The organism is Nonomuraea sp. NPDC049400, assembly GCF_044466425.1.
GTDB lineage: Bacteria > Actinomycetota > Actinomycetes > Streptosporangiales > Streptosporangiaceae > Nonomuraea.
Map to the genome: position 1 here is coordinate 35,494 of NZ_JBITMP010000050.1, position 23,789 is coordinate 59,282.

The window sequence follows — 23,789 nt, forward strand, 5'->3', positions numbered from 1 at the left end:
GCCCGCGCCCACGTGAACTCCCGGGCGAGCGCTGCCCGGCCCCCCCGCGCCCCAGCGGAGCTGGGGAGCCCATCTTCTCCATGAGCGGCAGACGGCGATGCCGCCGGGCCGTGTCGCCGACATCCTTCAGGGCTGGAAGGTTCTCTGTACACGATCAACGTCGACTTCGAAGAGTCCCCGAGTTTTGGCCGCATGCTGGTGGTGGCGCCCACCTCCGATCGGGTGTTCTGGCTCCCCGACCGGCACAGCGCGCTCGAAGGAACTGGCCATACCGCGCGAGTGATCCTCACCGGCGACAACCGCCGCATGCTGGCCGCCTACGCCGACCGTCACGAACGCATCGACCTCAGCGTCGCCGTGAGCTACGACGGGCCGGCACTTTCCCGCGACAGCCCCGAAGGAGCCGGCTACGCCGTACTGACCAACGAGCGAACCGCATACCAGGTGCTGTTTCCGCCCTACATCGCCGACGCCTTGAAACGGCCCGACGCTCCACATTTGCGGGATCCGGAGTGCACCCTACATGCCGGGGCCGTCCTCATGGTGCATCACTCTCGAAGGGCGGTGGTGTGGGCCCAGGACAGCTACGACTTCACCTATTTCGCCTACGCTGCGCCGATTCTGCCCAGCGGCAGTGTCGACTGGGAGAACGCCGATGAGATCGACAGGTGGCCTGTCTCGTACCGGCAAGATCTCCAGCCCCTGGCGGACGATCTCGTGGCAGAGCTGAGGACGGATGAGGACCGTTGGTAATGGCGGACCTTCACACGGTGCTCGAGCACGAGCTCTCCCAACTCAAACGGAGCGGTTCACGAAGACCGTCCAGGGTCGGCCCCCACGATGGGACCAAACCCCACGCCAGGCTTCACCAGGTCGGCCTCGACGCGGACAGCAGCGCCATCCGGATCGAGGCAGCCATGACACGGCTGAAGGCGTGGCACCTGCCTGCGCCACGTGCTCATCATGAAGCCCAGCCTCGCAAGGCGTACGAGATGACCGACCCCGGCCTGTACCACAGCGAACATGGCGTCGGCCGCCAGCTGGCCGCCGCCGACGCCGGCTCCGCGTTCAACCTGCCCGAGGACGCGCCCACCCATGCCTGAGGGCGACAAGCGGTGGGGTGTCGTGATCAACGAGACCGGCCTCAACTTCTACTCCCCGGACGCCGCCGAGTTCTGGCACCAGCGCCGCCAGCTGTTCGAAGCGTCCGGCACAATCACGGTCCTCAAAGGCGGCGCGATGGGTGACACCGTCCGGATCGGGCCTTTCACCCGCCAGGACGCCGACTTCATGCGCGACCACCTGATCGAGCACGCCGCCGCCACGACGCACATACAGGTACGCGCCATCCCCAAGAAACCACCCTCAGCGGCGGCTGCCTAGCCGTCGCCCCGACCGCGGCGGTGAAAGCATCAGTTACTGGGAAGACCCGCGCGCCGCGCCTGAGCCACAGCTGTGGTCTCAAACCGACTTCACCGTCGGCGACTTCGCATTCATCGGCGGCCGCTGGCGCGAGGTCCTCCACGCCGGCCGCAGACTGCTGACGGTCCCCGACCCGCTCACCTCGACGGCGGCGCAGCTGCAAACCATGGCCGGGCTGGCGTACCACATGCGTCATCCCACCTCCGGCACGGTCCCGTATGCGCAGGTGCGCGACAAGATGACCGCTGAGCAGGCCCGCCAGCGCCACCCGGAAGCGTTCGCTCACGAGAACCTGCCGCCGCTGCCGCCCCGGCCGGCCGTCCGGCGCGGCTCGGTGCGCTTGACCCAGCAGAACGGCCCGCAGCAAGAAATGTGGTACTTCACCATCCGCGGCCAGACCTATCGGGCGGTGTGGCGTCAGCCCGCCTCCTGGCACGGCCCGCCCACCCCGATCGACGACCCCGCGCCGATCTGCGTGTTCCGGATCTTCGGCCTGACCGGCCGTCCGGCCGAACTGGTTACCGAACTACCCATCCCAGCCGGGATGCGATGGCGCGAGGAGGTCATCAACGTGCTGCGGGACTGGGCCGAACCGTATGCGCGGACTCGTGCCGCCGACGGCGCGGCAACGCGCTCCAGGTCGCGGACAAAGCCGAAACCCTGATCCGCCCGCCCCGCCGTTGCGACCAGCTCGGCATCCACCCGGCTGAGCGGACCTGGTGACGCGCGAACGCTGGTTCGCGAATCCTCACCCCCGCTCGCCGAGCGGCTTGTTCCTCACGCATGAGCACGGAGCCCGCCATTGCCCTCGCAACAGCTGAACCCTGACCGCCTGAGCCGAGACATCGGTGCCCGTCCGGCGGTGCACTGGATGCACAACGCCGCTCTCGTCCGGCACGCCCACGGCAAGGGCCTCATCGCCGCCTCCGGGGACCTGCGCCGAGACGTCGAACAGATTTCCCACCTCCATCCTGGGCTGGCGGCACTGCGGGATCCCGCCGTCAACCCGGTGTGGGACGGGCTGGCCGTCGACCCCGCCGCGCTCGCCGACTTCATTCCGCCCGGCTCGGCAGACGACGATCCGCATCGTCCAGACGGTTACCGCCTCGGCGACCTGTACCAGCAGCTGTCAACCGAGGCGCGCAAGGGACGCGCACTGTGCCAAACCCCCCGATATGTGACCAGCCTGCTGCTCGACATCTCCTTCGATCATGCCTACGAAGACTGGGGTCCGCACATCCGGGCCATCGACCCCGCCTGCGGAACCGGCCACATCCTCATCGAGACGCTGATCCGGGCAACAGTGCGGCAGCAGCTCGAATTCGGCCGCGCCGGTCGGCCCGCGCTGCCGCTGTTCACTGCGGCCGCTGACCGGGTCGTGGCCGCGCTGGGCGTGGTACACGGCGTGGACATCGACCCGTATGCGGTTCTGCTGGCCCGCTACCGGCTGCTCGTCATGGCACAGGCGATAATCGCCAGCCACACCGGCGTACTGCCTGACCGGGATCTCCTCGCCGACCTGCCGCTCCAGGTGGCGGTGGCCGACGCGCTCCTGGATGAGGCCGAGCCGCTGTTGCAGCGTGGCAGCTACCACGTCGTGGTGGCCAACACGCCGTACATCACCGTCAGCGACTCGCGTCTCAATGCCGCGATCCGGCGCCGCTATCCGGCCGTCTGTCACGGCAACTACAGCCTCGCGCTTCCCTTCCACCAGTTGTTCATGGAGCTGCTCGTGGACGGTGGCTGGTGCGCACAATTGACCGCCAACAGCTTCATGAAGCGCGAGTTCGGCAAGCGGTACGTCGAGCAGTGGCTGCCCCAGTTCGACCCGCGATGGATCATCGACACCAGCGGCGCCTACATCGAAGGTCACGGCACGCCCACTGTCATCCTCTGCCACCGCAACCAGGCGCCGGTCAGCGACACCGTACGCACCGTCATGGGCATCCGCGGTGAACCGCGCAAACCGGACGACCCCGCGCGAGGGCTGGTCTGGCAGGAAATCGCCGGAGCCGTACGTCGGCGAGAGGCGTTGGACTGCTTCACCACCGCCCTGAGCGCCCACGCGGCCGTCACAGGCGACGCGAGTTCGGACTGATCGCTCAACCTCACACCGTTCTCGACCTCTCCTGATGGCACCTGTTCCCCGGCGCCGGCCTGGTTGTACCGGGCACCCGCACGGGAGTCAAGGCCACGCCTTCGGCGAACCTTGACTCCCTTTCGCGGCTGCCGCACAGCTTGTCTCCTGCTCGGACGCGCTGGACCTGTCTCGCAGGGAGACCTCGGGGCACCCCTCTCTGAAGGCGCCCTCCCCGCCCTATACGCAGGAGACTCGATGCTCAGCAATCCCTACAAGATCAGCGTTCACTCCTCGGTGGGTGAACTCCGCTACACCGCCTACGGCAGGAACGTGGCTGAAGCCGCTGCAGGCCTCGTGGAAACCTTCGCCCTACAGCACCCGAAGGGCGTCATCTACAACATGGTCGCCCCGTTCGTCACCATCCCGAAGGTCTGGTAAGTCGATGACCACGTTCACGCCGCCCCCGGCGTCAACGAGGCCATAGACCTGGATCCCGTGCCCTCCACCGAGATCGCCCGCGGGCAGGCGTGGCCTGGAAGGTAGTCGCCATGCGGCTGCCCTCCAGGGTCACCCCACCCTGACAACGAGACCCTCATCCCGCGCACAACAATCTGACGCCGCATCAGCCCCAGATCCTCGCCCATGTTCTCCGGACAGTCTGTCGGACCAGGCGGAGCTCGCGTACGGGCGGGAACTGCAGCAGCCCGCATGCCAGACCCCGTTGTCCGCGTGGCCCACGCACTCCCCGCGCCGCCGCTGTCGTCCGCCCTGAGAGATGACGCGCCGTGCAACCAATCCTGCACTCACCTTGCCGAAACGAGCTCCTATCATGCCCGCCTTCGCTGCTGAGACCACCGACCCCGAACGTAACCCTCGCGACCAGACGACGGAAGCACCAGCTCTTTCAGGCGCCTCCATGCTGCCTGGCACCTCAGGTTCCCCTGCTGCGCCCATCGACGACAGCGACACCGACCACGAACGCGACATGGTGGCATCGATTGTTGACCACCTTGCCGGCCGATGGCCGGAGCTCCCGCTCGATACCGCCCCCGCCCTGGTCCGCGACGTTCTCGCCGCCGCTGCGGCCTTCCAAGACGCCCGCGCCGAAGAGCTGCTCAACCAGGTGCTGCTCCACGGTATGGGGCCCACCGCAAGCGGCGGCATCGAAATCGTCACCTCAGCGCCTCCAGAGATCACCGCCGTGTTCGTCAGCTGGGCGCACGCGATGCTGGGTCCGGCCCCGAACTATGTTGAGCAGGCGTTCGAATTCACCAGCAGAGCGACTGATGAACGCTTCGCCATCACCGTTCAACGCGTCGGCCCCGGCAAACTCACCCCCCACGAAGCCCGGACCCAGGCCGAACAGGACCGCGACGTGCACGCCAAGCAGGTCACCGATCTGCGCAAGCGCCTCGATGAGGTCCAGCAGAGCATGTGTGCAGCGTGCCGCGCCGACCTTGCCGCGACCATACGGCCCTTTGATGAGTGAGAAGCGAGAAGACCGCAGATCGCAGCCCGGGGGCGGCGACCGGTCCAGCCCCGAGCCCGCCCGCGAACGTCAGCCCGTCGGCTCGCCGGCCGACATTCGCGCCAGCATCGGCGCCGAAGCCCTCCACGCCATCGGCGCCCACCACTTCGACGGCTACACCACCAACGATGGCCAGCGCATCGTTCTCCGCTTCCACATCCCCTCGGCAACACCTGCCAGGCGAGCTCTTGCGGTTGCCGCGAACCTTCGCGATCACACCTTCACCGTCGTGCCCGCCTACGTCCTCTACGACGACAGCTCCCCAGGTGGCGGCCCAGACGTCTACAGCGTGGCGCACGGCCACACGGCCACCTGCGCCAGCGAGGACCTGCCGCGTGCCGTCCAGGACGTCGTGGCCGCCTGGCACACCCGCTGACCAGACGTCCCCTCAGCTCAAGGATCCCTGCCAGCTGTCCCAGCGCCATCTCGCTCCGTGGAGCCCGGCGCGCTGGTCATCATCAACGGCGCGAGCTCGGCGTCCGCCGAGCACCATCAGCGCCTCGGCGTCGTATGCCGCCAACTCGACGACGAACGCTGGGAGGTGCTGGTCACCGACGCCGACCGCTCCGCCTCCCAGTACGCCCCTCCCCGCTGGACCCAGCTCCGCCTCAGCGCACGCGAGCTGACCGTGCCCGCCGACTTCAGCATCAGAACCCTGCTGGCCAAGCCCACCGACGCGCTCCTGGTCCGGGCGATGCTCGCCGAGGTCACCCGCCAGCAGGCAGCATGCATCGCCGAGCTCACGGCCGCGGCCGCTCACGCGGACGCCGCCGGCGACCAACTGGAGCAGGCACGCGCCCACGCCATCCGCGCCTACGAAGACGGAACCGTGTCCCGAACGCGGCTGCAGGAGCTCCTGACCGCCCTTCGGCTCGCCCCCTACGACGATCGGCGATGCGTCACGCTGACGGTCACCTGCCAGGCCGAGATCAGCCACCTGCGCGAGCGCGACCTCGACGCGACGCTGGCCGGCACCGTCGAGATCCACGTCAACCACCCGCACGTCCTCGTCGATCGGGCCAGCGTGCACATCACGGCCACGCCTTGCATCGATGGGGCCGCCGCGTGAACCGCCGCAGCCCCTCCACCGACACCGGCGGACGCCGGCATCAGCACGAGCCCGTGCCGGAACTCATGGCCGGCTGTCCCATCCAGGGCGGCCGGGCCGTTCCGGCGGTCGCCCTTCGCCACCGCGACCCGGCGCTGCCTGCCGTATTCGGGATCGACGACCCCGACCAGATCAACGCCTGCCTGATGGAGCGGCTGTGCACGGCCTGCCAGCAGCCCCTCGACCTCGACCCCTCCGGCACGTACCTCCTGCTGGTGCGTCCCTTCGACTTCTGGCGCGGCTACAGCAGCCAACCGGCCCAGCACCCTGCCTGCCACGATTACAGCATCCGGGCCTGCCCGTGGCTCAACGGGCAGATGAGTCACTATCGCCGCACTCCGCGCGATCTGGAATCGCTGCGCTGCGGCGATCCCGGCTGCGGCTGCAGCCGCTGGCGGACAGCGGCGGAGCATCGGCCACGAGCCGGCGATCCCGTTCCCCCTGTCTTCGCCGCGACCTATGCGCTCAAGGACTACCAGTTGGACTGGGGAGAGAAATACGGGCACGCCGACGTCCTGCGTGGCATACGTCTGGACGGGGTCCGCCGGCAGGCGATCACGCCCGTCCGGGACGGCGAATGGTCCCTCATGGACTGGATGTACGCCCGAGCGGCAAGCCTGCCCGCGCCAGCATCCGCCCTGACCCAGCTGCTCGAGCTGCTCGGCGAGATCTCCTCTTCGAGCACGTGCCCTGCTGACGCCGTCGGCAACGATGCGCCGGCCACTGAGGAGCCTGCGCCGCAGAAAACGGACCCTGAACCGACCCAAGAATGAGGAAGAACCTGGACGTGCGCTTTGTCTACCCCGACACGGAGTTCATCTCGACTATGCCCGGCCCGGCCGGGACCATCAGCATCGGGGTCCTCGACGACGCGGGCCGTAAGTTCTACGCGATCAACCGCGACGTCGACCTCGCCGTCGTCGCGGCCAGCCCGTGGCTGATGGCCAACGTCGTCCCGCACCTGCCGCTCTGGCGGACCGCCACCGGACTGGCGTGGGACAGCGGCCACCCGGACTACCGGTACGTGCTGCCGCCCGTTCAGATCGCGGAGAACCTCGCCACGTACTTCTCCATCGGCTACAGCGGTGCGGGCAGCATTCGAGCGTTCGGCTGGTACGGCGCCCGCGACCTGGTGAGAATTCACGACCTGTATGGCGACGACTGGCAGATGATGCCGCCGCAGGTACCGCGCAGGATCACCGAGCTGCGTGACCTGCTCGACCAGGCCGGGGTGGACCGGCCTCCTTCGAGGGCGGAGCTGCTGGGCGCGGAGGCCACCGAGCATCACGCGCTCGCCGACACCGAGTACCACCGTGCCTTGCACCGGCTGGCGATGCCGGCCAAGTCGTCGCATTTCAGCGTCCTGGGTGATCTGATCACCCTCCGGGCCCGCGGCGAGGGGCGGGGATGGGTGCAGGCCTCGACGAAGCCGCCGCTTGTGCTGGCAGGTGCCGGCGATCTGCAGGACGGCGACCGGGTGATTCTGGCCGCCAAGACCGCCGGCAATCTCGCCGAGGTGCTGGACCAACTCACCCTGGAGGAGACGACAGAACTGCCTGACCTGCTGCGCCGGGCGGTCGCGCTGCTGGACATCTGGGCAGGGTGAAAGCAGGCTCCCCGCGCCCTCCTGGTCGCCAGGGCGCGGAGGCCAACGCGGTCGCCGAGGCGCCGCCTCGCGTAAGTGTCCGGGGCCCGTCATTCTCCTTGTGAAGGCGGGGCTGAGGACGCGGCTTCCAGCGCGCGAGGCTCCGCGACGCGGACCGCGAGGGAGAACAGGCCAGGATGGTGCTCAACCAGCCAGCCGCGGGCGACCAGGCGTTTGAGCCGGAGTCGCAGGCCCTCCACCTGGCTGCGCTGGTCCGGCCTGCCCAGCGCACCCGCAATCGCTCTGGCCCGCATGGGCTGTCCCCTGGCGACCACGGCGAGCACATGCGTGTCGCTCTCGGTCAACGGCTGCGTGGCACTCACCGCCCTGGCCGCTGCGGCGCACCGCAGGAGAGTGCGGCCTCGGGCGCCAGCGACCTCACGACATTTTGCGTGATGACCAGCCGGGTCAGGTCTTGCTCGAGTTCCGCTGCCTGCAGATGCAAGGTGGCCATGCGGATCCGCAGCAGGGACAGCTTCCGGCGTGTAGCGGTTTCCGCTGTCGCCAGCCGAGTCAGCGTGAACGTGAGTGTAGGAGTGGCCAGCCCCGTTGCGAAAGGCTTCCCCAGGACCGACCGCACCTGCGTGCGCACTCGAGCGGACATCGCGCTCCCCCGATTTCAGGCTCGAAGCCACCAGCGACCCACCGGTGGCCCTGAGCAGCAACGGAAGAGTCGCGCACCGAGGGGACACCTGCCCAGCACGCCCACCAAGAGAAAGGACCGGCGTCCTGCCGACCCCCTACAAACGGCTGTTTCCGCCGATTCCGGACAACCGCTGGAACGCCGAATCCCACGGATGCACCGGCACCCATGAAGAGCGCACCCTCACCTCGCAATACACGATCGACGCCGCCAGCGGTGAAGAAGCCGAACTACGGGTGCTCGCCTGGATCGACTACGACTACCAGGACGACCTGCGGCGTGCGGTGGCCACCGCTGATGAGCATCCGACGCGCCCCGGCCGGTGGAGAGTAACCATCACGTGGGATGACCGGGGACCCATCGACTGACTGACGCTCGCCGCCCGGGCCGCCGCAGGCCCTCCCTGCTCCCTGGACGCTGGCCGTCCCGGAATCGTGGCCGAGCTCGACCAGCGTCGCTTCGCTGCTCGGCGCCACACCTGGATCTATCGCGCACCCTCTGCACGGGTCAAGGGCACGCCTCCGGCGACCCTTGACCCGCTCCGCGGCCGCGCGATCCCGGGAATCCAGGCGCCGAGACCTCTGGGGTCGGGGCGCACACCCATCAGGACCTGGACTTTCCCCCCGGAGGAAGCCATGCTGAAGCCCACCGTCGGTGTTGCGGGCCTGTCGCACACGAACCTGCTGCACGTCATCGTCCGCACCGGGAACCACACCCTGCCGCCCCACACGACCAGCTGGGCTCTGACCCCGGTGACGCACGACCGACACGGGGAATTCGTCGCCGGAACCGGCTTCCGGTTCTCCCGGCCCGGAACCTGGGCCACCGCCACGTGCCCCAGCATCGCGCCGTACCCGTGCGGCCTGCACCTGGCCACCACCGAAGAAGACCCGGCCGCCGAGCTGTGGCACGCTGCCCCCTTCGACATCCTGCCCGCGGACGACCTCCTCCTGCTGGCCTACCACCAGCGGGACCTCCTGCACAGCGAAGGAGCTACGGTCCAGGTCCGCAAAGCGTTCGTCGTGGCCCACGTGTCCGGCCTGGAACTGATCAAGAAGCATGGTCCGGGAGCCGATCTTCATGGGTTGTGGCTCGCCGGCCTGGACTGGATGGGCCGCCTCGCTATCAGGAGCATGATGTCCGGTGGCGCCACCTACGCTGAATTGGCGGAGGTCGTGGCCAAGAGAATCGACGCGCGCTTCTACTACGACGCCCGGTTCGATGGCGCCACGCATCGGCAGGCCCTGAGAGCATTGAGGCCCCGAACCAGCTGGCTGATCAGGCTGATCCTGAAGAGGCACGCTCGCAAGAGGGGAACGGGTGTCTCCAACGAGCTCGGCGATCCCCTCAGGGTCTTGCGCTACATCATGGCGAGCGACGCCGGAGTGCCGACCGAGCATGCCGCCGAACTCGCCCTAACCAACCTGCAGGTCTTTGCGTACGTGCAGGCTCGGAAGGTGGCCACGCACGCGGAGATCATGCGCGTGCCAGAAGCCTTGGGCCATTCCCACCTGGGCCGGTACACGACCCTGCGCAGCAGCGGCCACGACCATGACACCGCGGTGGCCCACTGCGCACAGGAGCCACCGTTCTGACCTCCGGCACGGAATCCGAGCTCGGCCCGGGTGCTCGCTCTCCCATGGAAGAGAGGCCACCCGGGCGAGCCCGCATCCCCACCTCTCACACCCGGCAAGAGCTCATTCGGACCGCAGAAGGAAACGTGGACGACCTCGGCATCGTCATCGGCCCTGATGGCCGCGAAATGTACACCCATCCCGAGTGGGGCGAAGGCGGCCTAAATGTGGATGAGGTGCGCGCCATGACAGCCGGGGCTGAACAGCGGCGTAAGCAACCCCGAAAGCCTGACGACCTTGACGAGCTCGCCGCGAGACTGCGCGCGCTCCTGGAGAACTACACGGGGCCGCCCCGCGTCTCCCGATCCACTGCTGAGCTCGCAGGTATCCCGCTCGATCACCCGGCCGTGCTACCGGAAGACGGTATCCCCGGCCCCTCCCCTGCGCCACAGAGCAAGGGAGTTCCGATCAAGGAAGAGACGCCGGCTCATCCCGCAGCGCACGTGCAAGGCCACGTCCATCACAGACGGGGAGGCTCGTGACCATCCCGCCGCCCCCTCTCCCCCGACCGGCCTGGAACCGGTACGTCCTGGGATCTGACGTCGACACCGCCTACCAAGAGGCACACGAGGCCGACATCGGCGACGGCGACATCCCCATCGGCGCTGACGGCCGCCTGCACGATCGCGCCACGCACGGCCTCACCCACGGCTACGTCGTGCTCAGCAGCACGCTGATGCCCCTCGAGGCAGCGTTGCAGCAGTACTCCACCCTCCTGGCGAGCGCACACCTGCCAGAGGGCGTCTGCGGTGCGCTTCCCATCGCTGGCATGAGGCGGCGGATCGTGGCCTCTCTGCCGGTGATCGACGGCGGTTATCCCGACGAGGGCCGCGCCGTCGACGCGGCCCTCACCCCATTCCTGCAGCAGGGGGAACGCATCGATTCCGGCGAGGTGGTGCGCAGTTTCGTCACAGCCCTCGACACTGGCGCGATCATCTCAGGGGAGGTCGTCGCCACCGCGATCTGCCCCGTGTTGAACCACACCGGTTGGCTGTTCTTCGGCACACGGCCAGCACCAAAAGCACCGACTCCGCTGCGATCGCCGGTGACGATGGCGGCGGATGCTGCCCGCCTGCTGCTGCGCAAGAGCGTCGGCGACATCCTCGACGACTGGAGCATCGTCGCCGACCTCCCTCGAGAAGAAACCCGATGGGGACGTCGTCACCAACTCGTCGTGGGAGCCAGCCCGGCCAACAAGGACGCCGCCGGCCTGTACGCCCTGGAGTACGAGAAGGGGGCAACGCAGGAGCAGCAGCTGTTCATGGATCCCTTCGACGACGTCGCGGAAGTGACGCTGATGCCCGTACGGGACGAACTGCGGGCAGTCGTCGAGACCAAGTACGTGCCCGACACCACGCCATAAGCCAGCCTTCGCACGCAGAGCAGCATCGGGCGCACGACGCTACCGACGGCCGCCGAGAAGCCCGCCCGGCGCCCCCACATACCCCGTTCGCCCGCCCGGCGCCCTGGCGCAGCGGCATGACCCGCACCGGAGGATCTCCCCGTGGCCATCCCCTTCTCAATCCCGAAGGGCTCCGAACTCGTCTATCCCAGCAGCACCCCGGCGCAGGCGGCGCGTGAACGTCTTGAGGCCAACTGCTCGCTATCGGCCGCACTGGACATCTTGACCTGGAAAGCCCTGCTGCTCAGCCAGGCTCCGCTCACCGACTTCCCGCAGATGCGGCTGGAGGTCCAAGAACTGGCTGAGCAGCATCTGCCGGCCACCCTGGTAGGGGCTTCGCCCTCGAGCCTGGAGTCCGCCTGGCTGGACATCGACGAACGAGCCTCCATCCTGAACGCCGTCATCGCCAGCTATCCCCCCGCTCATCAGCAGCTCGACGGCGGCAACGATCTGACCAGCTCCCGGTTTTGCGACAGCGTTAACAGTGCCGCCCTGCTCCATCCCCGATCCCGCCGCGACCACTCCCCGAGCAGCAGCGTGGGAGGCGTTTCGGTTCGCACCTACCTTGACGTCGAACAGCAGGCCGTGCACGTCGCGGTCGACCTGGCCGGTGCCTGGCCGAACCTGCGCCAGCACCATGCCGACACCGCCGTACCGCTGCTGATCGACGTCGACGACATACCCGTGTTCGACCGCGGAAGGACGAACAGGCCGCCTGACTCCGCGGCCCCACCGCCGGCGGACACCGAGGCCGACGGCAACGAAGCGTCCCGCGAACAGCTGCTGCGCGCCTTCCTCGACCGGCACTATGACGGCGATGCCATCCAGGCGCTGCACGACCTGGGCCGCGTCGGACAGATCGCCATCGCCCACCTGGACCGCCCGTGGTGGGACGACCACTTCGCCGAAACGCACCACCGTGCCCTCACGGACGCGGAATGGGCCCGCCTGGTGCCGCACCTGAGCGGCTTCGACGAGCACGTCCGCAGCTACAACGGTCTCAGCGCCGGCCCGCCCGTGACCGCAGAGTTCGCCAGGCACGTGCTGGCTCAGGCCGGCATCACCGGCATCGGCCACGAGCCCGGCGACGCCGTCCCGCCAGCACCGTCAAGCCTGCGGCCCTCCCCACTGACCTCCACCCTCGATCCGGTCGAAGGACGAAGATGACAACCTCCACGTCACCCCCATCCGCTGGCGCATCCGAAGCTGCGTTGAACGCCTACGTGCAAGAGGCGTGGACCCAAGCCGACCAGGCCCGCGTCGAACATCTGCGACGGTGCCTGGTTCATGCCGTGCAGGTGATCCGCCGGCATCTTCCCGACGCGAGGTGGATCTGGGCCGACTTCAGCGCCGCAGCCGGCATCGGGGAGGCGCATGCGCACGTTCCCGTGGTTCGCATCACCCACCCGGCAGGCGTCTGGGACCCCGCCTCCGACAGCAACACTCCGGACCTGCCGAAGGAGGCTCTCAACACGGTTGAACGGCTGCTGGGCGAAGCACTGGACTTCAACGTCGGCGACCTGGAGCTGGAAGAGGCGGGATGGAAGCGGGATGACGACGATGACACGTACGCGATCGCTCTACCCGCCGGCACCTTCCTGCCGCCACCCCCTGATGCGGTACCGGCTTGGGTGCTGAATCAGCACACGGTCCTGCCGCATCGCGACACGGTGTCCTTGCACGCCACGTCGGCGGCGGCCTTCGACGACCTGGCCGCCGCGGTGCGCGACCGGTGGAGCCTGGTCGGTTCGCTGCCCGGCGTCGATCTTCCTCCACGTCCGCCCCTGGACGTGCACCGCATGGTGGAGGCGTTCTTCGCAGCCGCCGGGCCGCAGGAGCGCTTCCGGCTGCAGCCGGTGCTCCTTCCGCGCCTGGTTGCGGCAGCTCTGGCGGAGACGACGGTCTGGGTGTTGCTGCACGGGTTCAACGTGATCCAGGACGCCGAGGCCGCCGTCTTCACCAGCGAGAAGGAAGCACTCAGCAGTCTGGCCGAAGAGGTGCGCGTCCGCTGGAGTTACGCGGCCGAATCTGATCTGGCTGCGGCTTACGGCGTTCCTGATGAGCCGCCCGAGGACGACCAGGCCGCCGTCCAGTTGTATTTCGCGGTCCAAAGGGCTGAAGACAGCGAAGAACGGTACAGCATCGTTGACCGGCAGGTGCCCGGCCCGCTCGCCCTCATCCCCATGCGTGGCCAGTGAGCGCCGAACGGCGCTGCCGTCGCCCACAACGGCGCGACGGGCCCCGTCTCGACTGCCGGTTGCCGTTCGGCCATCAAGGTGAGTGCAGCCCGTACACGCTGGCGCCGCACGGGTCATGGCTGGCCGGGCCCGGCACTCAGCCTCTCATCGAGCCTGAGCCGCTGCTGGCCGAGCAGCGGCAGCCCGGTGAGAGCGTGGAGGAGTTCCGCCGCCGGCGCCGTCCCTGGGAGATCATGGCCAGCGCTGCGGCCGTCGCCGTCCGGTCCCGCGCTGTCCTCGAGGAGGCTGTCGAAGAGCTGGAACGGCTACTGTCCAGCAGCGACCTGACCGACACCAGCAGAGCCCAGGTCGTGATCTGGCACGAAGCACTTCGTACCAGCCACGCTCACCTTCAGACCCTTGATATGCAGAGCTGGCACGAGCCGCTCCGCGCCGAAATCACTCGAGTCGTATTGTCGCAACCGCAGTGAGGTAGGCCGGTCAGCCCTTTCACGACAGGCGTGGTGCCGCACGCGACCGTCACCTGGGCGAAGTTCCACGATCTGCACGAGGCAGGCGTCGCCCTGCGGCTCGTCGCAACGGCGGGTTGGCTGAGCACGACCATCTGCCCAGACGCGGTGACGAGCCGCGATGCGCTGTGCTGCAGCCGCTACTCATTCGTCCCTGCTCGTGCGCGAGCCGCTGCGCTTGCTTGATGATCTCTTCGGCGTACCAGGCGGCGTCGAAGTAGCGCAGCGCGTATGGGTAGCCGATGTCCATCGTCTGGGCGAGCTGAAGGCCCTGCTGCTTGACGCCGTGACGCAAGCGCTCCACGCCGACGGCGTCAAGGACGAACCCTCTCGCTTTCAAATGAGCCAGTACCTGATCAGCGAGCCTGGCAACACGAGCGCCATACCGAGGCTGGCGCCGTGATCCGGCTTGTTCGTCGGCTGCGGGGTCTTCCTGAGCCGGGGGAACGCGATCGGGGGAACTCATCTTCGCATTATGCCGCCAGCCGCGCCGACGGCGAAGCCAGAGCGAGGGATCTCACAACGAAGGCCAGGGCATGGTCCGGCTCCCATGTGACAGCCGACGTGCAAGGAGCGGCAACAGATAGCGGCAAGGGCGCCCAACCTCGTAGTCGGCGCTGGCCCCGGCGCCTTCCTGGGGATATCGCACGCACCCTCCGTTCCGGAAGGCCAAGCCGCGCTGGCGCGCGGTCACCCTAGCGGGTGAGCCTTCCTCCACTCCGGCCGCGTGCAATGGCCAGTCCCCAGGCGCCGGGATCAGCCCGGCTGCGATCGAAGGGGACCACGCGGATGACCATTCAGCATCATGCAGCGACGGAAGCGGCAGCTGACCTTGCACTCCCTCTTTCTGGAGGGATCTTCCCGCGAGCGTGGGCGACGTGGGCTGTTGCCGTCGCTACGTCCTTCGCCGTGATCGAGACCGCAGCCTTGCTGGCAGAGCCAGGCCCCAAGACACTCTCGGCCCAGCTGCGGCGACGGCGGTACCTCAGCGGTGCCTTGATCGCCGCGGGCGCGGCGTGGCTGATCCACCACATCGTCTGGTGCGGGGAGGACGTGGGCCGCCGTGGCTGAACCCGTCCTCGATCTGCCGAGCCTGATCCGTCTTCGTAAGGCTCGTGGACTCACTGAGGATCAGGTTGCCGCCCGGATGGGGATCCTCGTCAGCAACTTCAGGAAGCTGGAAGACAGGTTCCGTTCTGGTGGCAAAGGGGTCCACGCCACCACCGTTTTCGATTACGTCGCGGCAATCGGTTATCCGTTCCAGCACACCTTCGAGGACCTGGTGCGACACCGCATCCTCAGTGGTCTGTCAGAGGACGACGTCGCCGCCGCGATGGGGATCACCGCCGACAGAGTGCGCCAGCTTGAAGCGAAGCTAACAGCAGGCGGGGGCGGTTCGATTCAGACGGTTCTCGCGTACGCAGTGGTCATCGGCCGACCGCTGACCCCGACCGAAGATCCCGCTTTCGCGCCCTCGCCGCAGCCCGCGCCGCTACAGCCGCTGCCGCAGCCCCGCCCGCGAGGATGGGCTCTGCGCGAACGTGCCTTCGCTATGGCGGATCTGGTCCGTCTCCGCAAGGCGCGCGGACTCACTGAGGATCAGGTTGCTTCCCGAATGGTGATTTCCGTCGGCAACCTCAGACGCCTAGAGACGGCGCTCCTATCTGGCGGTAAGGGGCTCCACGCCAGAACCGTTTTCGATTACGTCGCGGCGATCGGTTATCCGTTCCAGTACACCTTCGAGGATCTGGTGCGGCACCGGATCGACAGTGACCTGTCGGTGGACGACGTCGCCGCCGCGATGGGGATCGAGCCACGACCGGTGTACCGGCTCGAACGCAAGCTGAACGCGGGCGGCGGCGGTCGCATCCATACCGTCCTCGCCTACAGCGTCGCCATCGGCAAGCCGCTGACACCCACGGAAGATCCCGTTTTCGCGCCGCCGCCCCAGCGGCAAACGGCTCCCCCGCAGCCGCGCCGCCGGCGCGGGACTCGCCTGCATCTCGCTGCGGCACGGGAACGACTCGCCGACGAGGCGCGCCAGTTGCACGCTAACGGCGACACCATCCCGAAGATCGCCGCACGCCTTCAAAAGGACCGCAAAACCGTCGAGCGGTACCTGAACACCGAGCGGGTCCAACAGCAAACGGCCAAGGCGCAGCGTGAGCATGACAGGCGACGACACCTGGCCGCCGAGGCTCACAAACTGGTGGAAGACGACAAGAGCAACGCCGAAATCTGCGAGCTTCTTGGGATCTCCGAGAGCAGTCTTCTTCGCTACATGAAGATGTTCCCGGCCGAGCCTGGCGAGTAAGTCCGCTACCTCGTTGCCCGCGCCGCACAGCAAGCCGGGCAACGAGGCGAAGCCGACTGTGGCGGTGCAGCCAACCTCACGGTCGGCCTTTCGCTTTCTCTGCGCTCCGCCTCGTGCCGTTCCGGGCCCTCTGACCAACTCCTCCTGTCCGCGCCCGCCGCGTACGCGGACATCACCGAACAGCCCAGCCGGGTTGCGAGCTCATCAGAAGCGCACGTGGGCGCGCAGCGCAACACGTCGAGCCCCCACCCCGAGCCTCGAAGGCTGTCTTCCCGAGCGGTGCCATGCCCGCCGGGCTCCCCTCTCCTTGCTTTGCCCGACCTCGGAGCAATCCATGACCCACACCATTGACACTGACGCCTTCGGCCAGGTGTATGTGATCTCTCGCGAGTTCGCCTACCAAAGCAGCAGGCTCACCTGCGCCGTTCACCTCACTTGCAAGCTGTGGAACCTCTTGATCGACAACGCCGACATTGGCGATGACCTGGCCAGACACGTCCGCATCCACCACTTGTTGTGGGAAGCCGCCCAGGTGATCAACCAGGCGACCGAGAACGGGGCCAACCCCATCGACATGCGGGTCGCCCGCCAACGTACGAACGGCCAGCTCCTGGAAGCGAACCTACGCATCTGGCCGCAGAAGGACCCCTGGCATCCGCTGACGATCGAGCTCGCCGAGGTAGTCCCCGTGGATCACCACGAAAGCGCCGCTGACACCTGATCTCCCGCGGAGAGCATGTCCCCGTCGCCTCACCGAGGAAGGCGCCTCTAGGCCGAAGACCACTTCTGACCCGAGCGCCCGTCGATCCGCACCGCCGCCGTGTCCACCAAGGCGACGCCGACGTCAGCGGGCAACTCTTTTGCTCAGGATGCGCTATTCACCTGCAGGCAGGCGGCAAAGGCGGCCCGGCAGGTGGCCAGGCTGACTGCAGATGGCTGCTCCCGCACGATCCCCGGCCACGACAGCAAGCCCCGGCTCGCGGCCCTCGACCAACCCGATAGCCGCGAGACCGAGTGAGAGTCGGCTGTCCCTTCCCAAGGTTCGCTTCGACTGGCCGCCCGTCTGGTCGACGACCTCACGCCGTCCGGAAGCCGATGCCTCTGTGACCCCCACCACCGCCATTGATCGCACCGCCCGCCGCGGTGCGCATCTTAAAGAGACCTGCCATGTACGACACCCTCCGGGGCGGTCCCCACGACGAATCACCGCCCCATCCCTCCAACCTCTTCGAACCCATTCGCTACTTCGTGTGCTTCCTCACAGGAGTAGCCGCGGTGTGCGCGCCCGTCCTGTACCTGATTTTCGCCATGAGAGCTGACGGCTGATCCCGCGCACGCGCGATGCCGGTCGGGTGTTGTGACCGACCCCGGTCCGGGCTCACATACCAGGCCGAACCCTTTGTACGACCAGGCACAGGTGCCCTGCCGCCGCCTGTTTCACGCTCCCACACTGCCCCACTAGCAGCACCCACATCCACAGCCGACGTCGACCTGCGGGGTACGTGCTCAGACCCGGCCCGCACGTGATCGCCGTCGGCGCTCCCCCGCCTCCGGCGGCGTTCTGCATCACGATCCGCCAGCCGGACACCGTCATCTGTCCTTGGAAGGTCACCGCATATGAGCAAGGTTCCTGTCTACACCCATGACACTGCGCCCGCCCCTATCATCACCATCACCCCCGGCGAGCCGCGCGCCCTCTTGAGCGGCATCGTCTTCGGTTGGTGGAGCACGTGCGTGCACTGCCGGCGAGTGATCGACCTGTATGCCGAAGACGGGCAGATCCTCATCGAGCTCCAACCTGGTGGGGCTTGCGAAGGGGTCCGGTGGCGCCGCGAGCACCAGGCCAAGCAGCCTGCCGTCCCAAACAGGTGCCCGAAGTGCGGCGAGTCGAAGTGGCAGCCATCAGGCGCGTACGAGACGCAAGCCTCCTCCTCGGTCGGCTTCGTCGGCAGCATCGTGGACGCAGCGGTGCAGGCGGTGTACGCCCAACTAAGCGTCGACTTCCCTCACGCCGCCGAGGCCACCGGCAAGGGTCAGTACGACACGGTCGCGATCGGGCGGGCAGGTGGGTCGTGAGAGGAAAGAAGGCGTCCGCCGCGGCCGGCCGGAAAGACCGCGCTGAGCTCGAGGCCAGGGCGGTACGCGCCGAGCGGGCTGAACAGCGCCTGGCCGGCGAACTCGCCGAGCTGAAAGAACGCCACGACCAGGAGACCCACGCCCTGCGCAGTGCCCTCGCTGCGGCGAAGAGACAGCGCGATGAGGCGGTGAACCCGCTCCTGCTCGCCGCTGAGGAACGCATCCGAGCCTTGTCGGCAGAGCTGCTGAAGCTCCGCACCGACCATGACCGCACCCAGGACGACTACCGGAAGTTGTGCAACGGCATCATGCGGGGTGCCTTCAAGGAAGGGCTCAGCTCCGCTGAGGCGCGGCGCCGGCTCGCGAATCTGTCCGGTGAGAACTTCCACGTCCGCCGGCCGGATGACCAGGAAGACTCGGTGCCCGATTCCCGCAAGGCCGCCTTCGACCGAGCCATGGACGCCAAGGAGCACGACGTCCATAACCGGCTCATAGCAGCGGGCGGCGAGGTACGCGTCAACGTCACCCCAAGGACCGACCCGCCTACCTCCGGGAGCGAGGTATGACAGCCCATTGTTGCGGCCCTGTCAATGGCCGTTCCCGTCGCCCCCTGGTTGCGGCCGTCCGCCGCGCTGTGCCCACCTTCTCCGCCACCGAAGGGTTCGAAAACGATGACCTTGGGTCAGAACAGCCCCGTCGACCGGATCTTCCAGGACAGGACCGGCCATTCCCGCAGCGATCTGGAGCGCCTCCTGCGCACACATGGGCCGATCGGTGAACGAACCGCCTACGAGGTTCATGCCGCGGCGGAGCACCTACAGGACAGGCACAAGGCTCTGACCTCCGCCCTTGCGACAGCTCGCCAGGCCATGGTGACGGCCTGCCTGCGCGCCGCCCGTGGCGAGACCGTCGCGGACATCACACCCCTGACGGGCATAGTGGGGAATCTGGAGGCGCTGGTCGACCGCTACGACGATGCCGTGCGCAGGCTCCGGCACATGCTCGGGCTGGCCTGCGATATTCTCACGCACCCCGAACTGACCCTCAGGGATCGCGCTGACCTGACCAGCCTGGTCGCGGCGTACCGGCATGCGTGTCGAACCAGTAACGACAGCGAGCACGACGCCGCTCACCAACTGTCTGACCGTGTCGCTGCGCTCGTGCAGACCTGAGGCCCCCGCATCACGCTCCGGGGCGGGCGTCCTGTCGGCGCCTCGGCGCTTAGGACATGCACGCTTCCGACCAACGCTCCCCGGTGCGGTGAGGTCCGCTTGGCGTGCTCGACACCGCCGGTGGTTCCGGCGCCCCAGGTGTACTGCCCGCCTCCTCCTCTTCGGAAAGCCACGCCTTCGGCGAACCTTCCTCGCTTCCGGAGGCGGGCAGTCTTCACCTTCAGGCGCCGGAACCCCCGGCGAAGCGTCTGTGGAGACAAAGGATTTGCCTGAGACCTTCTTCTACAACCTGGATACTCCCGGCCACATCGACGCTGCAATGGCCCGCATTCAAGAAGCTGTCACCCACCGTACGGCCATCGACATGTACATGGTCGAGCACGGACGAATCTGCCCGCCATTCGTCCCCCAGCGTGCGGCCAAGCACTGGGTCAACCTGCATTATGGCAGCGGCTGGCGCCTCGAAGTGGTCACAAACGATGACGTGCCCATCACATACGCGCGCGAGATCGAGATCGTCTTCCTGCCTTGGGGTCCCCCGCCCCCAAGCGGCCCTGCCTGCTGATGTCCCGCCTCGGACACCCCCGCGGAGTGGCCCCGGGCGGCCACGCACGAGCCCTCTTGTGCAGGCGAGGCCGTGGCCGACGGATCGCAACCCGTCACCCGACAAGGGGAGATCGTATGTTTCCCACCGCACCTCTCGCCCTCACCGAAGAGCAGTGGAAGCACTTGACGAGACCGCGCGAGTTCGACCAGTTCACCGTCTCCGGCGCTGACGACGTCGACCTGCTACTCGGCCACGTGCTCGACACACTCGGCTATCTTCCCGCCGAGCATCCCCTGCTGTTTCCGCCGATCCGAGACATGGCCGTCTACGACGCCACCCACGGCGGCGGCCGCGCCTTCGTCGTCGCCATCACCGTGGATGCCGTGACGGTGACCACTGAGCGCATCCATCTCGACGGGTTCGCCGACGTGAACCACACTCCCGGCACCCCGGTCATGCGTGCCGTGCTGACCCAAATCCTTAGCAGCCTCAACCAAGCCCTGGCCGGCCTGGCCCGATGGGCGGCTGGCTGCAGCCTCGCCACCTACGCCGAGCAGCACCTGGGCCTCACCGCCGCGGCGTTGGAGGAGACCGTCCACGACACGGCCGTCGACCACGCCCTGACCGTCACCCAGGGCGGCTTGGCCGCGCAGATCGATTACCTGATCCGTCACCTCGGCGTCGACAACACCCGCCGAGTGCTGGAAGCCCTCCATCTCGGAGGCAGCACCGCAGTGGCGGCGGATGCCGTCACCGCAGTACCGCAGCCTGCCTAAAGACCCGCCCGGGGGCAGCGTGGCGCACCAGGCCCGCTGTCCTCGGGCGTTCCAACAGGCCGCGGCAGCCGCGCTGCGGCTGCCGCGCCCCGCCGGGCATCGCCCGCCTCCGGAGAAAGGAAACCGCCTTGGACGTGGAAGAGTTCGTCAACGGACTGGCCGAGGGCGGCATGCCGGTCGCCGACGACGACCCCGACTACTGCTCCGTTCACGGCTGGCACTGCCAGCATCAGGCACGCTGCGAGCCCAGCGAGTGCTCACAGGACGGCACATGCTGCGTCCTCACAGCCGCTTTCAGGCCCCGATCCGACCTCAAAGCCGACGTACGCGTCCTCCTGGCGAATCTTCTCCGAGACAAGCGCACCCGCACTCTGATGACCGTAATCCGGCACCGGCTGGCCGAAGCGCAAGATCCTGATGGCGCGCACGTCACCTGCTACACCTTCAATGGCAACCGAGTGCCTGTCACCGACTCCGGCTACGACTGGGATCTGGTCTTCCACGCCGAGCGGGGCCATCACGGTTGGCATGTGCGGCGCGGCGCACCCGACGGCCCCGTCTTCGATCACGTCAGACGGCGATGGGTGCCCGACAGGCGATTCCGGAACGCCGGCGACGAGGCCCCGTACGAACGTCCTTGGGACGAAGCCGTGCTCGCCGCCGTCGAGCTGTGCGGGCAGGCGCTCGCCGAGACCCGGACCGCCTCCACCGGCTGTGCCAACGCACCTGCGTCGGCCTCGCCCTTCAGCAGCTGCTGACCCCATGGCCGCGGCCAGGCGGCCGCGGCTGGTTACCCCCGCCAGCGCGAGCCAGCCCTGCTGCACCATACCGACTCCCACCCCACCGCCACGCCGCCGAGGCCTGGCATCGACAAGGAGGATCATCATGCCCATCGTCATCTCACCGAAGCTCGTCTCGTGGGCCAGCGACATCGAGTTCCCCACCATCGAGCAGGCTGCCCGCATCGCCGCCTTGCCGTTCGTCGAAGGGCACGTGGCTCTGATGCCGGACGCGCACCTTGGGCTGGGCGCCACGGTCGGGTCCGTCATCCCCACCCGCGGTGCCGTCATCCCGGCCGCCGTGGGCGTCGACATCGGCTGCGGCATGGTCGCCACGCGGACGAGCCTGACCGCAGCGGACCTGCCCGACACGCTGGACACCCTGATGCCGCTCGTGGAGCAGGCCATCCCGGCCGGCGTCGGCAAGGGACACGACGACCCCGCCGTCGACGCGGGCCTCGCCGCTCTCGGGCAGCCCCACACGGACCTGTCGATCGCGCAGAAGAACACGGCCGCCCGTCAGTTCGGCACGCTCGGCTCCGGCAACCACTTCGTCGAGGTCTGCCTGGACGAACAGGACCAGGTGTGGACCGTGCTGCACTCGGGTTCGCGTGGCATCGGCAACCAGCTGGCCACCAAGCACATCACCGAGGCCAAGCGGCTGATGGAACGCTCCGAGATCGTGCTGGAAGACCCGGACCTTGCCTACCTGGTTCAGGGAGATCCCGAGTTCGGCGCCTACATCGCGGACATGCTGTGGGCACAGAGCTACGCGCTCGGCTCGCGAGCCCGGATGGACCAAGTCCTGTCCGAGGCCCTGTTCAAGATCGTCGGCACCGGCCACCGCATCAGAACGATCAACTCCCACCACAACTTCACCCAGCAGGAACATCATCACGGCCACGACCTGTGGATCACTCGCAAGGGTGCCGTCAAGGCAGAGCGCGGCGACGAGGGCGTCATCCCGGGCTCGATGGGCACCAGCACCTACATCGTGCGCGGCCTGGGCAACTCCGCCGCCTACAACTCGTGCGCGCACGGCGCGGGCCGGCGCATGTCCCGCAAGCAGGCCCGCCGCACGCTCACCGCCGAGTCGCTCACCGCCGCGATGGGCTCGCGGACGTGGAATGCCGACCGGGCGGCCGCCCTGGTCGACGAGCACCCGCAGGCGTACAAGCCCATCGACCAGGTCATGGCGGACCAGCAGGACCTCGTCGAGGTGCAGCACACGCTGCGGCAGATCTTCAACTACAAGGGCTGACGCTCCACCGGCGCATAGCACCACCAAGGGTCAGCGCCCGGCGCGGATCTCGAGGCGCGGTCACGTCCTGTCGACCACGCAGCACGGCACCACCGTCACCTGTACCGGGGTGAGCGCAGCGCGCCAGTGCCGCGCGCTCGCCCTGGTGCTCACCTGACCGTGCTGATGTTCATCGCCTGCCCCGCTCAGCCGCGGCGCACCCATCGACCTCTGGCCACGCCGGGTGGCATGGCCATCCCACCCACGCAAGGGAGTTCGTGATCGTGGTCCTCGTCCTCATCCTCCTCGTCCTGGTGAGCGCGTTCACGCTCATGGGGATTGGCGCCGCCCTGCACGACTGGTGGTCCATCATCCCGCCGATGCCGTTTTGGACCGCCCTGATCGTGGCCGTGCTCATAGCGGTGCTGGTCAACACGATGACTCTGTTGAACGCCGCGAGAAACCGACGATGAAGACACCCGCCGCAGTGCTGGAGTACCTCGATGCGCTCGCCGACCTGCTGGTGCGCGTGGCGATGATCGCGTTCTGCTGAGCCATCGTCTGGGAGGCCGTCGGCGTGCTGGTCATGGTGGCCCTGAGCCTGTAACGCCATCCTTCATAAGCAACGAGGCGGAGATTCTCCGCTGAACGCCGTAACGAGCGGGGCGTTTCGCCTCATCACGTCACAACCTCCGGCACCAAGGCGGGCAAGGCCA

Annotated in this window: 31 protein-coding genes; 30 read left to right on the forward strand and 1 reads right to left on the reverse strand. The window is 67.9% G+C overall.

What is annotated here, in order from left to right; translation table 11 throughout:
- Positions 1-192: 192 nt before the first annotated feature.
- The 11 genes from ACIBVN_RS47810 (at position 193) to ACIBVN_RS47860 (ending at position 7,744) form a co-directional block, all read left to right on the forward strand.
- A complete protein-coding gene (locus ACIBVN_RS47810) occupies positions 193-753 on the forward strand; it encodes a hypothetical protein (RefSeq protein ID WP_397147305.1) in 561 nt (186 codons plus the stop codon).
- A gap of 164 nt (positions 754-917) precedes the next feature.
- Positions 918-1,103: a hypothetical protein gene (locus ACIBVN_RS47815; RefSeq protein ID WP_397147307.1), complete on the forward strand. Its 186-nt coding sequence runs from the start codon at positions 918-920 to the stop codon at positions 1,101-1,103.
- Positions 1,096-1,383 (forward strand): hypothetical protein, encoded by a 288-nt coding sequence (locus ACIBVN_RS47820; RefSeq protein WP_397147309.1) that lies wholly within the window; start codon positions 1,096-1,098, stop codon positions 1,381-1,383. The genes ACIBVN_RS47815 and ACIBVN_RS47820 overlap by 8 nt, the downstream gene beginning before the upstream one ends.
- A gap of 205 nt (positions 1,384-1,588) precedes the next feature.
- The gene (locus tag ACIBVN_RS47825; protein ID WP_397147311.1) at positions 1,589-2,086 is read left to right on the forward strand and encodes a hypothetical protein; all 498 of its coding nucleotides are present in this window, start codon (positions 1,589-1,591) and stop codon (positions 2,084-2,086) included.
- Positions 2,087-2,293: 207 nt separating this feature from the next.
- Entirely contained in the window at positions 2,294-3,520 is a 1,227-nt protein-coding gene (locus ACIBVN_RS47830) for an Eco57I restriction-modification methylase domain-containing protein (protein ID WP_397147313.1), read from the forward strand.
- Between the two features lie 237 nt (positions 3,521-3,757).
- Positions 3,758-3,940 (forward strand): hypothetical protein, encoded by a 183-nt coding sequence (locus tag ACIBVN_RS47835; RefSeq protein ID WP_397147315.1) that lies wholly within the window; start codon positions 3,758-3,760, stop codon positions 3,938-3,940.
- Positions 3,941-4,331: 391 nt separating this feature from the next.
- Entirely contained in the window at positions 4,332-4,991 is a 660-nt protein-coding gene (locus tag ACIBVN_RS47840; protein WP_397147317.1) for a hypothetical protein, read from the forward strand.
- Entirely contained in the window at positions 4,984-5,406 is a 423-nt protein-coding gene (locus tag ACIBVN_RS47845) for a hypothetical protein (protein WP_397147319.1), read from the forward strand. The genes ACIBVN_RS47840 and ACIBVN_RS47845 overlap by 8 nt, the downstream gene beginning before the upstream one ends.
- Positions 5,407-5,463: 57 nt before the next feature.
- Entirely contained in the window at positions 5,464-6,099 is a 636-nt protein-coding gene (locus ACIBVN_RS47850; RefSeq protein WP_397147321.1) for a hypothetical protein, read from the forward strand.
- Complete coding sequence (locus ACIBVN_RS47855; RefSeq protein WP_397147323.1) at positions 6,096-6,911, forward strand: hypothetical protein; 816 nt, start codon at positions 6,096-6,098, stop codon at positions 6,909-6,911. The genes ACIBVN_RS47850 and ACIBVN_RS47855 overlap by 4 nt, the downstream gene beginning before the upstream one ends.
- A complete protein-coding gene (locus ACIBVN_RS47860; protein ID WP_397147325.1) occupies positions 6,908-7,744 on the forward strand; it encodes a hypothetical protein in 837 nt (278 codons plus the stop codon). The genes ACIBVN_RS47855 and ACIBVN_RS47860 overlap by 4 nt, the downstream gene beginning before the upstream one ends.
- Before the next feature lie 89 nt (positions 7,745-7,833).
- Here ACIBVN_RS47860 and ACIBVN_RS47865 read toward each other — a convergent pair whose 3' ends face one another.
- Positions 7,834-8,106, reverse strand: a complete 273-nt coding sequence (locus ACIBVN_RS47865) for a hypothetical protein (protein ID WP_397147327.1) — start codon at positions 8,104-8,106, stop codon at positions 7,834-7,836.
- Between the two features lie 325 nt (positions 8,107-8,431).
- Here ACIBVN_RS47865 and ACIBVN_RS47870 point away from each other — a divergent pair, with 325 nt between their 5' ends.
- From ACIBVN_RS47870 to ACIBVN_RS47960, 19 genes are all read left to right on the forward strand, one after another.
- Positions 8,432-8,794, forward strand: coding sequence for a hypothetical protein (locus tag ACIBVN_RS47870; protein ID WP_397147329.1), 363 nt, complete (start codon positions 8,432-8,434; stop codon positions 8,792-8,794).
- A gap of 267 nt (positions 8,795-9,061) precedes the next feature.
- A complete protein-coding gene (locus ACIBVN_RS47875; RefSeq protein ID WP_397147331.1) occupies positions 9,062-10,021 on the forward strand; it encodes a hypothetical protein in 960 nt (319 codons plus the stop codon).
- A 125-nt stretch (positions 10,022-10,146) separates the two neighbouring features.
- Positions 10,147-10,542: a hypothetical protein gene (locus tag ACIBVN_RS47880; protein WP_397147333.1), complete on the forward strand. Its 396-nt coding sequence runs from the start codon at positions 10,147-10,149 to the stop codon at positions 10,540-10,542.
- Positions 10,539-11,423 carry a hypothetical protein gene (locus tag ACIBVN_RS47885; protein ID WP_397147335.1) on the forward strand — a complete coding sequence of 295 codons (885 nt, stop codon included), beginning with the start codon at positions 10,539-10,541 and terminating at the stop codon, positions 11,421-11,423. Before ACIBVN_RS47880 ends, ACIBVN_RS47885 begins: the two co-directional genes overlap by 4 nt.
- A 141-nt stretch (positions 11,424-11,564) precedes the next feature.
- Positions 11,565-12,629 (forward strand): hypothetical protein, encoded by a 1,065-nt coding sequence (locus ACIBVN_RS47890; RefSeq protein ID WP_397147337.1) that lies wholly within the window; start codon positions 11,565-11,567, stop codon positions 12,627-12,629.
- A complete protein-coding gene (locus ACIBVN_RS47895) occupies positions 12,626-13,660 on the forward strand; it encodes a hypothetical protein (protein WP_397147339.1) in 1,035 nt (344 codons plus the stop codon). The genes ACIBVN_RS47890 and ACIBVN_RS47895 overlap by 4 nt, the downstream gene beginning before the upstream one ends.
- Positions 13,657-14,130: a hypothetical protein gene (locus ACIBVN_RS47900; RefSeq protein WP_397147341.1), complete on the forward strand. Its 474-nt coding sequence runs from the start codon at positions 13,657-13,659 to the stop codon at positions 14,128-14,130. The genes ACIBVN_RS47895 and ACIBVN_RS47900 overlap by 4 nt, the downstream gene beginning before the upstream one ends.
- Before the next feature lie 199 nt (positions 14,131-14,329).
- Entirely contained in the window at positions 14,330-14,572 is a 243-nt protein-coding gene (locus ACIBVN_RS47905) for a hypothetical protein (RefSeq protein WP_397147343.1), read from the forward strand.
- A gap of 506 nt (positions 14,573-15,078) precedes the next feature.
- Entirely contained in the window at positions 15,079-15,240 is a 162-nt protein-coding gene (locus ACIBVN_RS47910) for a hypothetical protein (RefSeq protein ID WP_397147345.1), read from the forward strand.
- Positions 15,233-16,483, forward strand: coding sequence for a hypothetical protein (locus tag ACIBVN_RS47915; protein WP_397147347.1), 1,251 nt, complete (start codon positions 15,233-15,235; stop codon positions 16,481-16,483). Before ACIBVN_RS47910 ends, ACIBVN_RS47915 begins: the two co-directional genes overlap by 8 nt.
- Positions 16,484-16,817: 334 nt before the next feature.
- A complete protein-coding gene (locus ACIBVN_RS47920; RefSeq protein WP_397147349.1) occupies positions 16,818-17,204 on the forward strand; it encodes a hypothetical protein in 387 nt (128 codons plus the stop codon).
- Positions 17,205-18,100: 896 nt separating this feature from the next.
- On the forward strand, positions 18,101-18,559 hold the full coding sequence (locus tag ACIBVN_RS47925) for a hypothetical protein (protein ID WP_397147351.1): 459 nt from the start codon (positions 18,101-18,103) through the stop codon (positions 18,557-18,559).
- A complete protein-coding gene (locus ACIBVN_RS47930; RefSeq protein ID WP_397147353.1) occupies positions 18,556-19,125 on the forward strand; it encodes a hypothetical protein in 570 nt (189 codons plus the stop codon). Before ACIBVN_RS47925 ends, ACIBVN_RS47930 begins: the two co-directional genes overlap by 4 nt.
- Positions 19,126-19,149: 24 nt before the next feature.
- A complete protein-coding gene (locus tag ACIBVN_RS47935; protein WP_397147355.1) occupies positions 19,150-19,731 on the forward strand; it encodes a hypothetical protein in 582 nt (193 codons plus the stop codon).
- Positions 19,732-19,981: 250 nt separating this feature from the next.
- Complete coding sequence (locus ACIBVN_RS47940; protein WP_397147357.1) at positions 19,982-20,296, forward strand: hypothetical protein; 315 nt, start codon at positions 19,982-19,984, stop codon at positions 20,294-20,296.
- Positions 20,297-20,412: 116 nt separating this feature from the next.
- The gene (locus ACIBVN_RS47945) at positions 20,413-21,054 is read left to right on the forward strand and encodes a hypothetical protein (protein ID WP_397147359.1); all 642 of its coding nucleotides are present in this window, start codon (positions 20,413-20,415) and stop codon (positions 21,052-21,054) included.
- A 128-nt stretch (positions 21,055-21,182) separates the two neighbouring features.
- Positions 21,183-21,812, forward strand: coding sequence for a hypothetical protein (locus ACIBVN_RS47950; RefSeq protein ID WP_397147361.1), 630 nt, complete (start codon positions 21,183-21,185; stop codon positions 21,810-21,812).
- Positions 21,813-21,939: 127 nt separating this feature from the next.
- Positions 21,940-23,094, forward strand: coding sequence for an RtcB family protein (locus ACIBVN_RS47955; protein WP_397147363.1), 1,155 nt, complete (start codon positions 21,940-21,942; stop codon positions 23,092-23,094).
- A gap of 257 nt (positions 23,095-23,351) precedes the next feature.
- On the forward strand, positions 23,352-23,546 hold the full coding sequence (locus ACIBVN_RS47960; RefSeq protein WP_397147365.1) for a hypothetical protein: 195 nt from the start codon (positions 23,352-23,354) through the stop codon (positions 23,544-23,546).
- Positions 23,547-23,789: the final 243 nt, after the last annotated feature.

Coding starts and splice junctions, on each gene's coding strand:
- ACIBVN_RS47810 (WP_397147305.1), top strand. CDS start 193: ATGCTGGTGGTGGCGCCCACCTCCGATCGGGTGTTCTGGCTCCCCGAC.
- ACIBVN_RS47815 (WP_397147307.1), top strand. CDS start 918: ATGACACGGCTGAAGGCGTGGCACCTGCCTGCGCCACGTGCTCATCAT.
- ACIBVN_RS47820 (WP_397147309.1), top strand. CDS start 1,096: ATGCCTGAGGGCGACAAGCGGTGGGGTGTCGTGATCAACGAGACCGGC.
- ACIBVN_RS47825 (WP_397147311.1), top strand. CDS start 1,589: ATGGCCGGGCTGGCGTACCACATGCGTCATCCCACCTCCGGCACGGTC.
- ACIBVN_RS47830 (WP_397147313.1), top strand. CDS start 2,294: ATGCACAACGCCGCTCTCGTCCGGCACGCCCACGGCAAGGGCCTCATC.
- ACIBVN_RS47835 (WP_397147315.1), top strand. CDS start 3,758: ATGCTCAGCAATCCCTACAAGATCAGCGTTCACTCCTCGGTGGGTGAA.
- ACIBVN_RS47840 (WP_397147317.1), top strand. CDS start 4,332: ATGCCCGCCTTCGCTGCTGAGACCACCGACCCCGAACGTAACCCTCGC.
- ACIBVN_RS47845 (WP_397147319.1), top strand. CDS start 4,984: ATGAGTGAGAAGCGAGAAGACCGCAGATCGCAGCCCGGGGGCGGCGAC.
- ACIBVN_RS47860 (WP_397147325.1), top strand. CDS start 6,908: ATGAGGAAGAACCTGGACGTGCGCTTTGTCTACCCCGACACGGAGTTC.
- ACIBVN_RS47875 (WP_397147331.1), top strand. CDS start 9,062: ATGCTGAAGCCCACCGTCGGTGTTGCGGGCCTGTCGCACACGAACCTG.
- ACIBVN_RS47895 (WP_397147339.1), top strand. CDS start 12,626: ATGACAACCTCCACGTCACCCCCATCCGCTGGCGCATCCGAAGCTGCG.
- ACIBVN_RS47920 (WP_397147349.1), top strand. CDS start 16,818: ATGACCCACACCATTGACACTGACGCCTTCGGCCAGGTGTATGTGATC.
- ACIBVN_RS47925 (WP_397147351.1), top strand. CDS start 18,101: ATGAGCAAGGTTCCTGTCTACACCCATGACACTGCGCCCGCCCCTATC.
- ACIBVN_RS47935 (WP_397147355.1), top strand. CDS start 19,150: ATGGCCGTTCCCGTCGCCCCCTGGTTGCGGCCGTCCGCCGCGCTGTGC.
- ACIBVN_RS47945 (WP_397147359.1), top strand. CDS start 20,413: ATGTTTCCCACCGCACCTCTCGCCCTCACCGAAGAGCAGTGGAAGCAC.
- ACIBVN_RS47955 (WP_397147363.1), top strand. CDS start 21,940: ATGCCCATCGTCATCTCACCGAAGCTCGTCTCGTGGGCCAGCGACATC.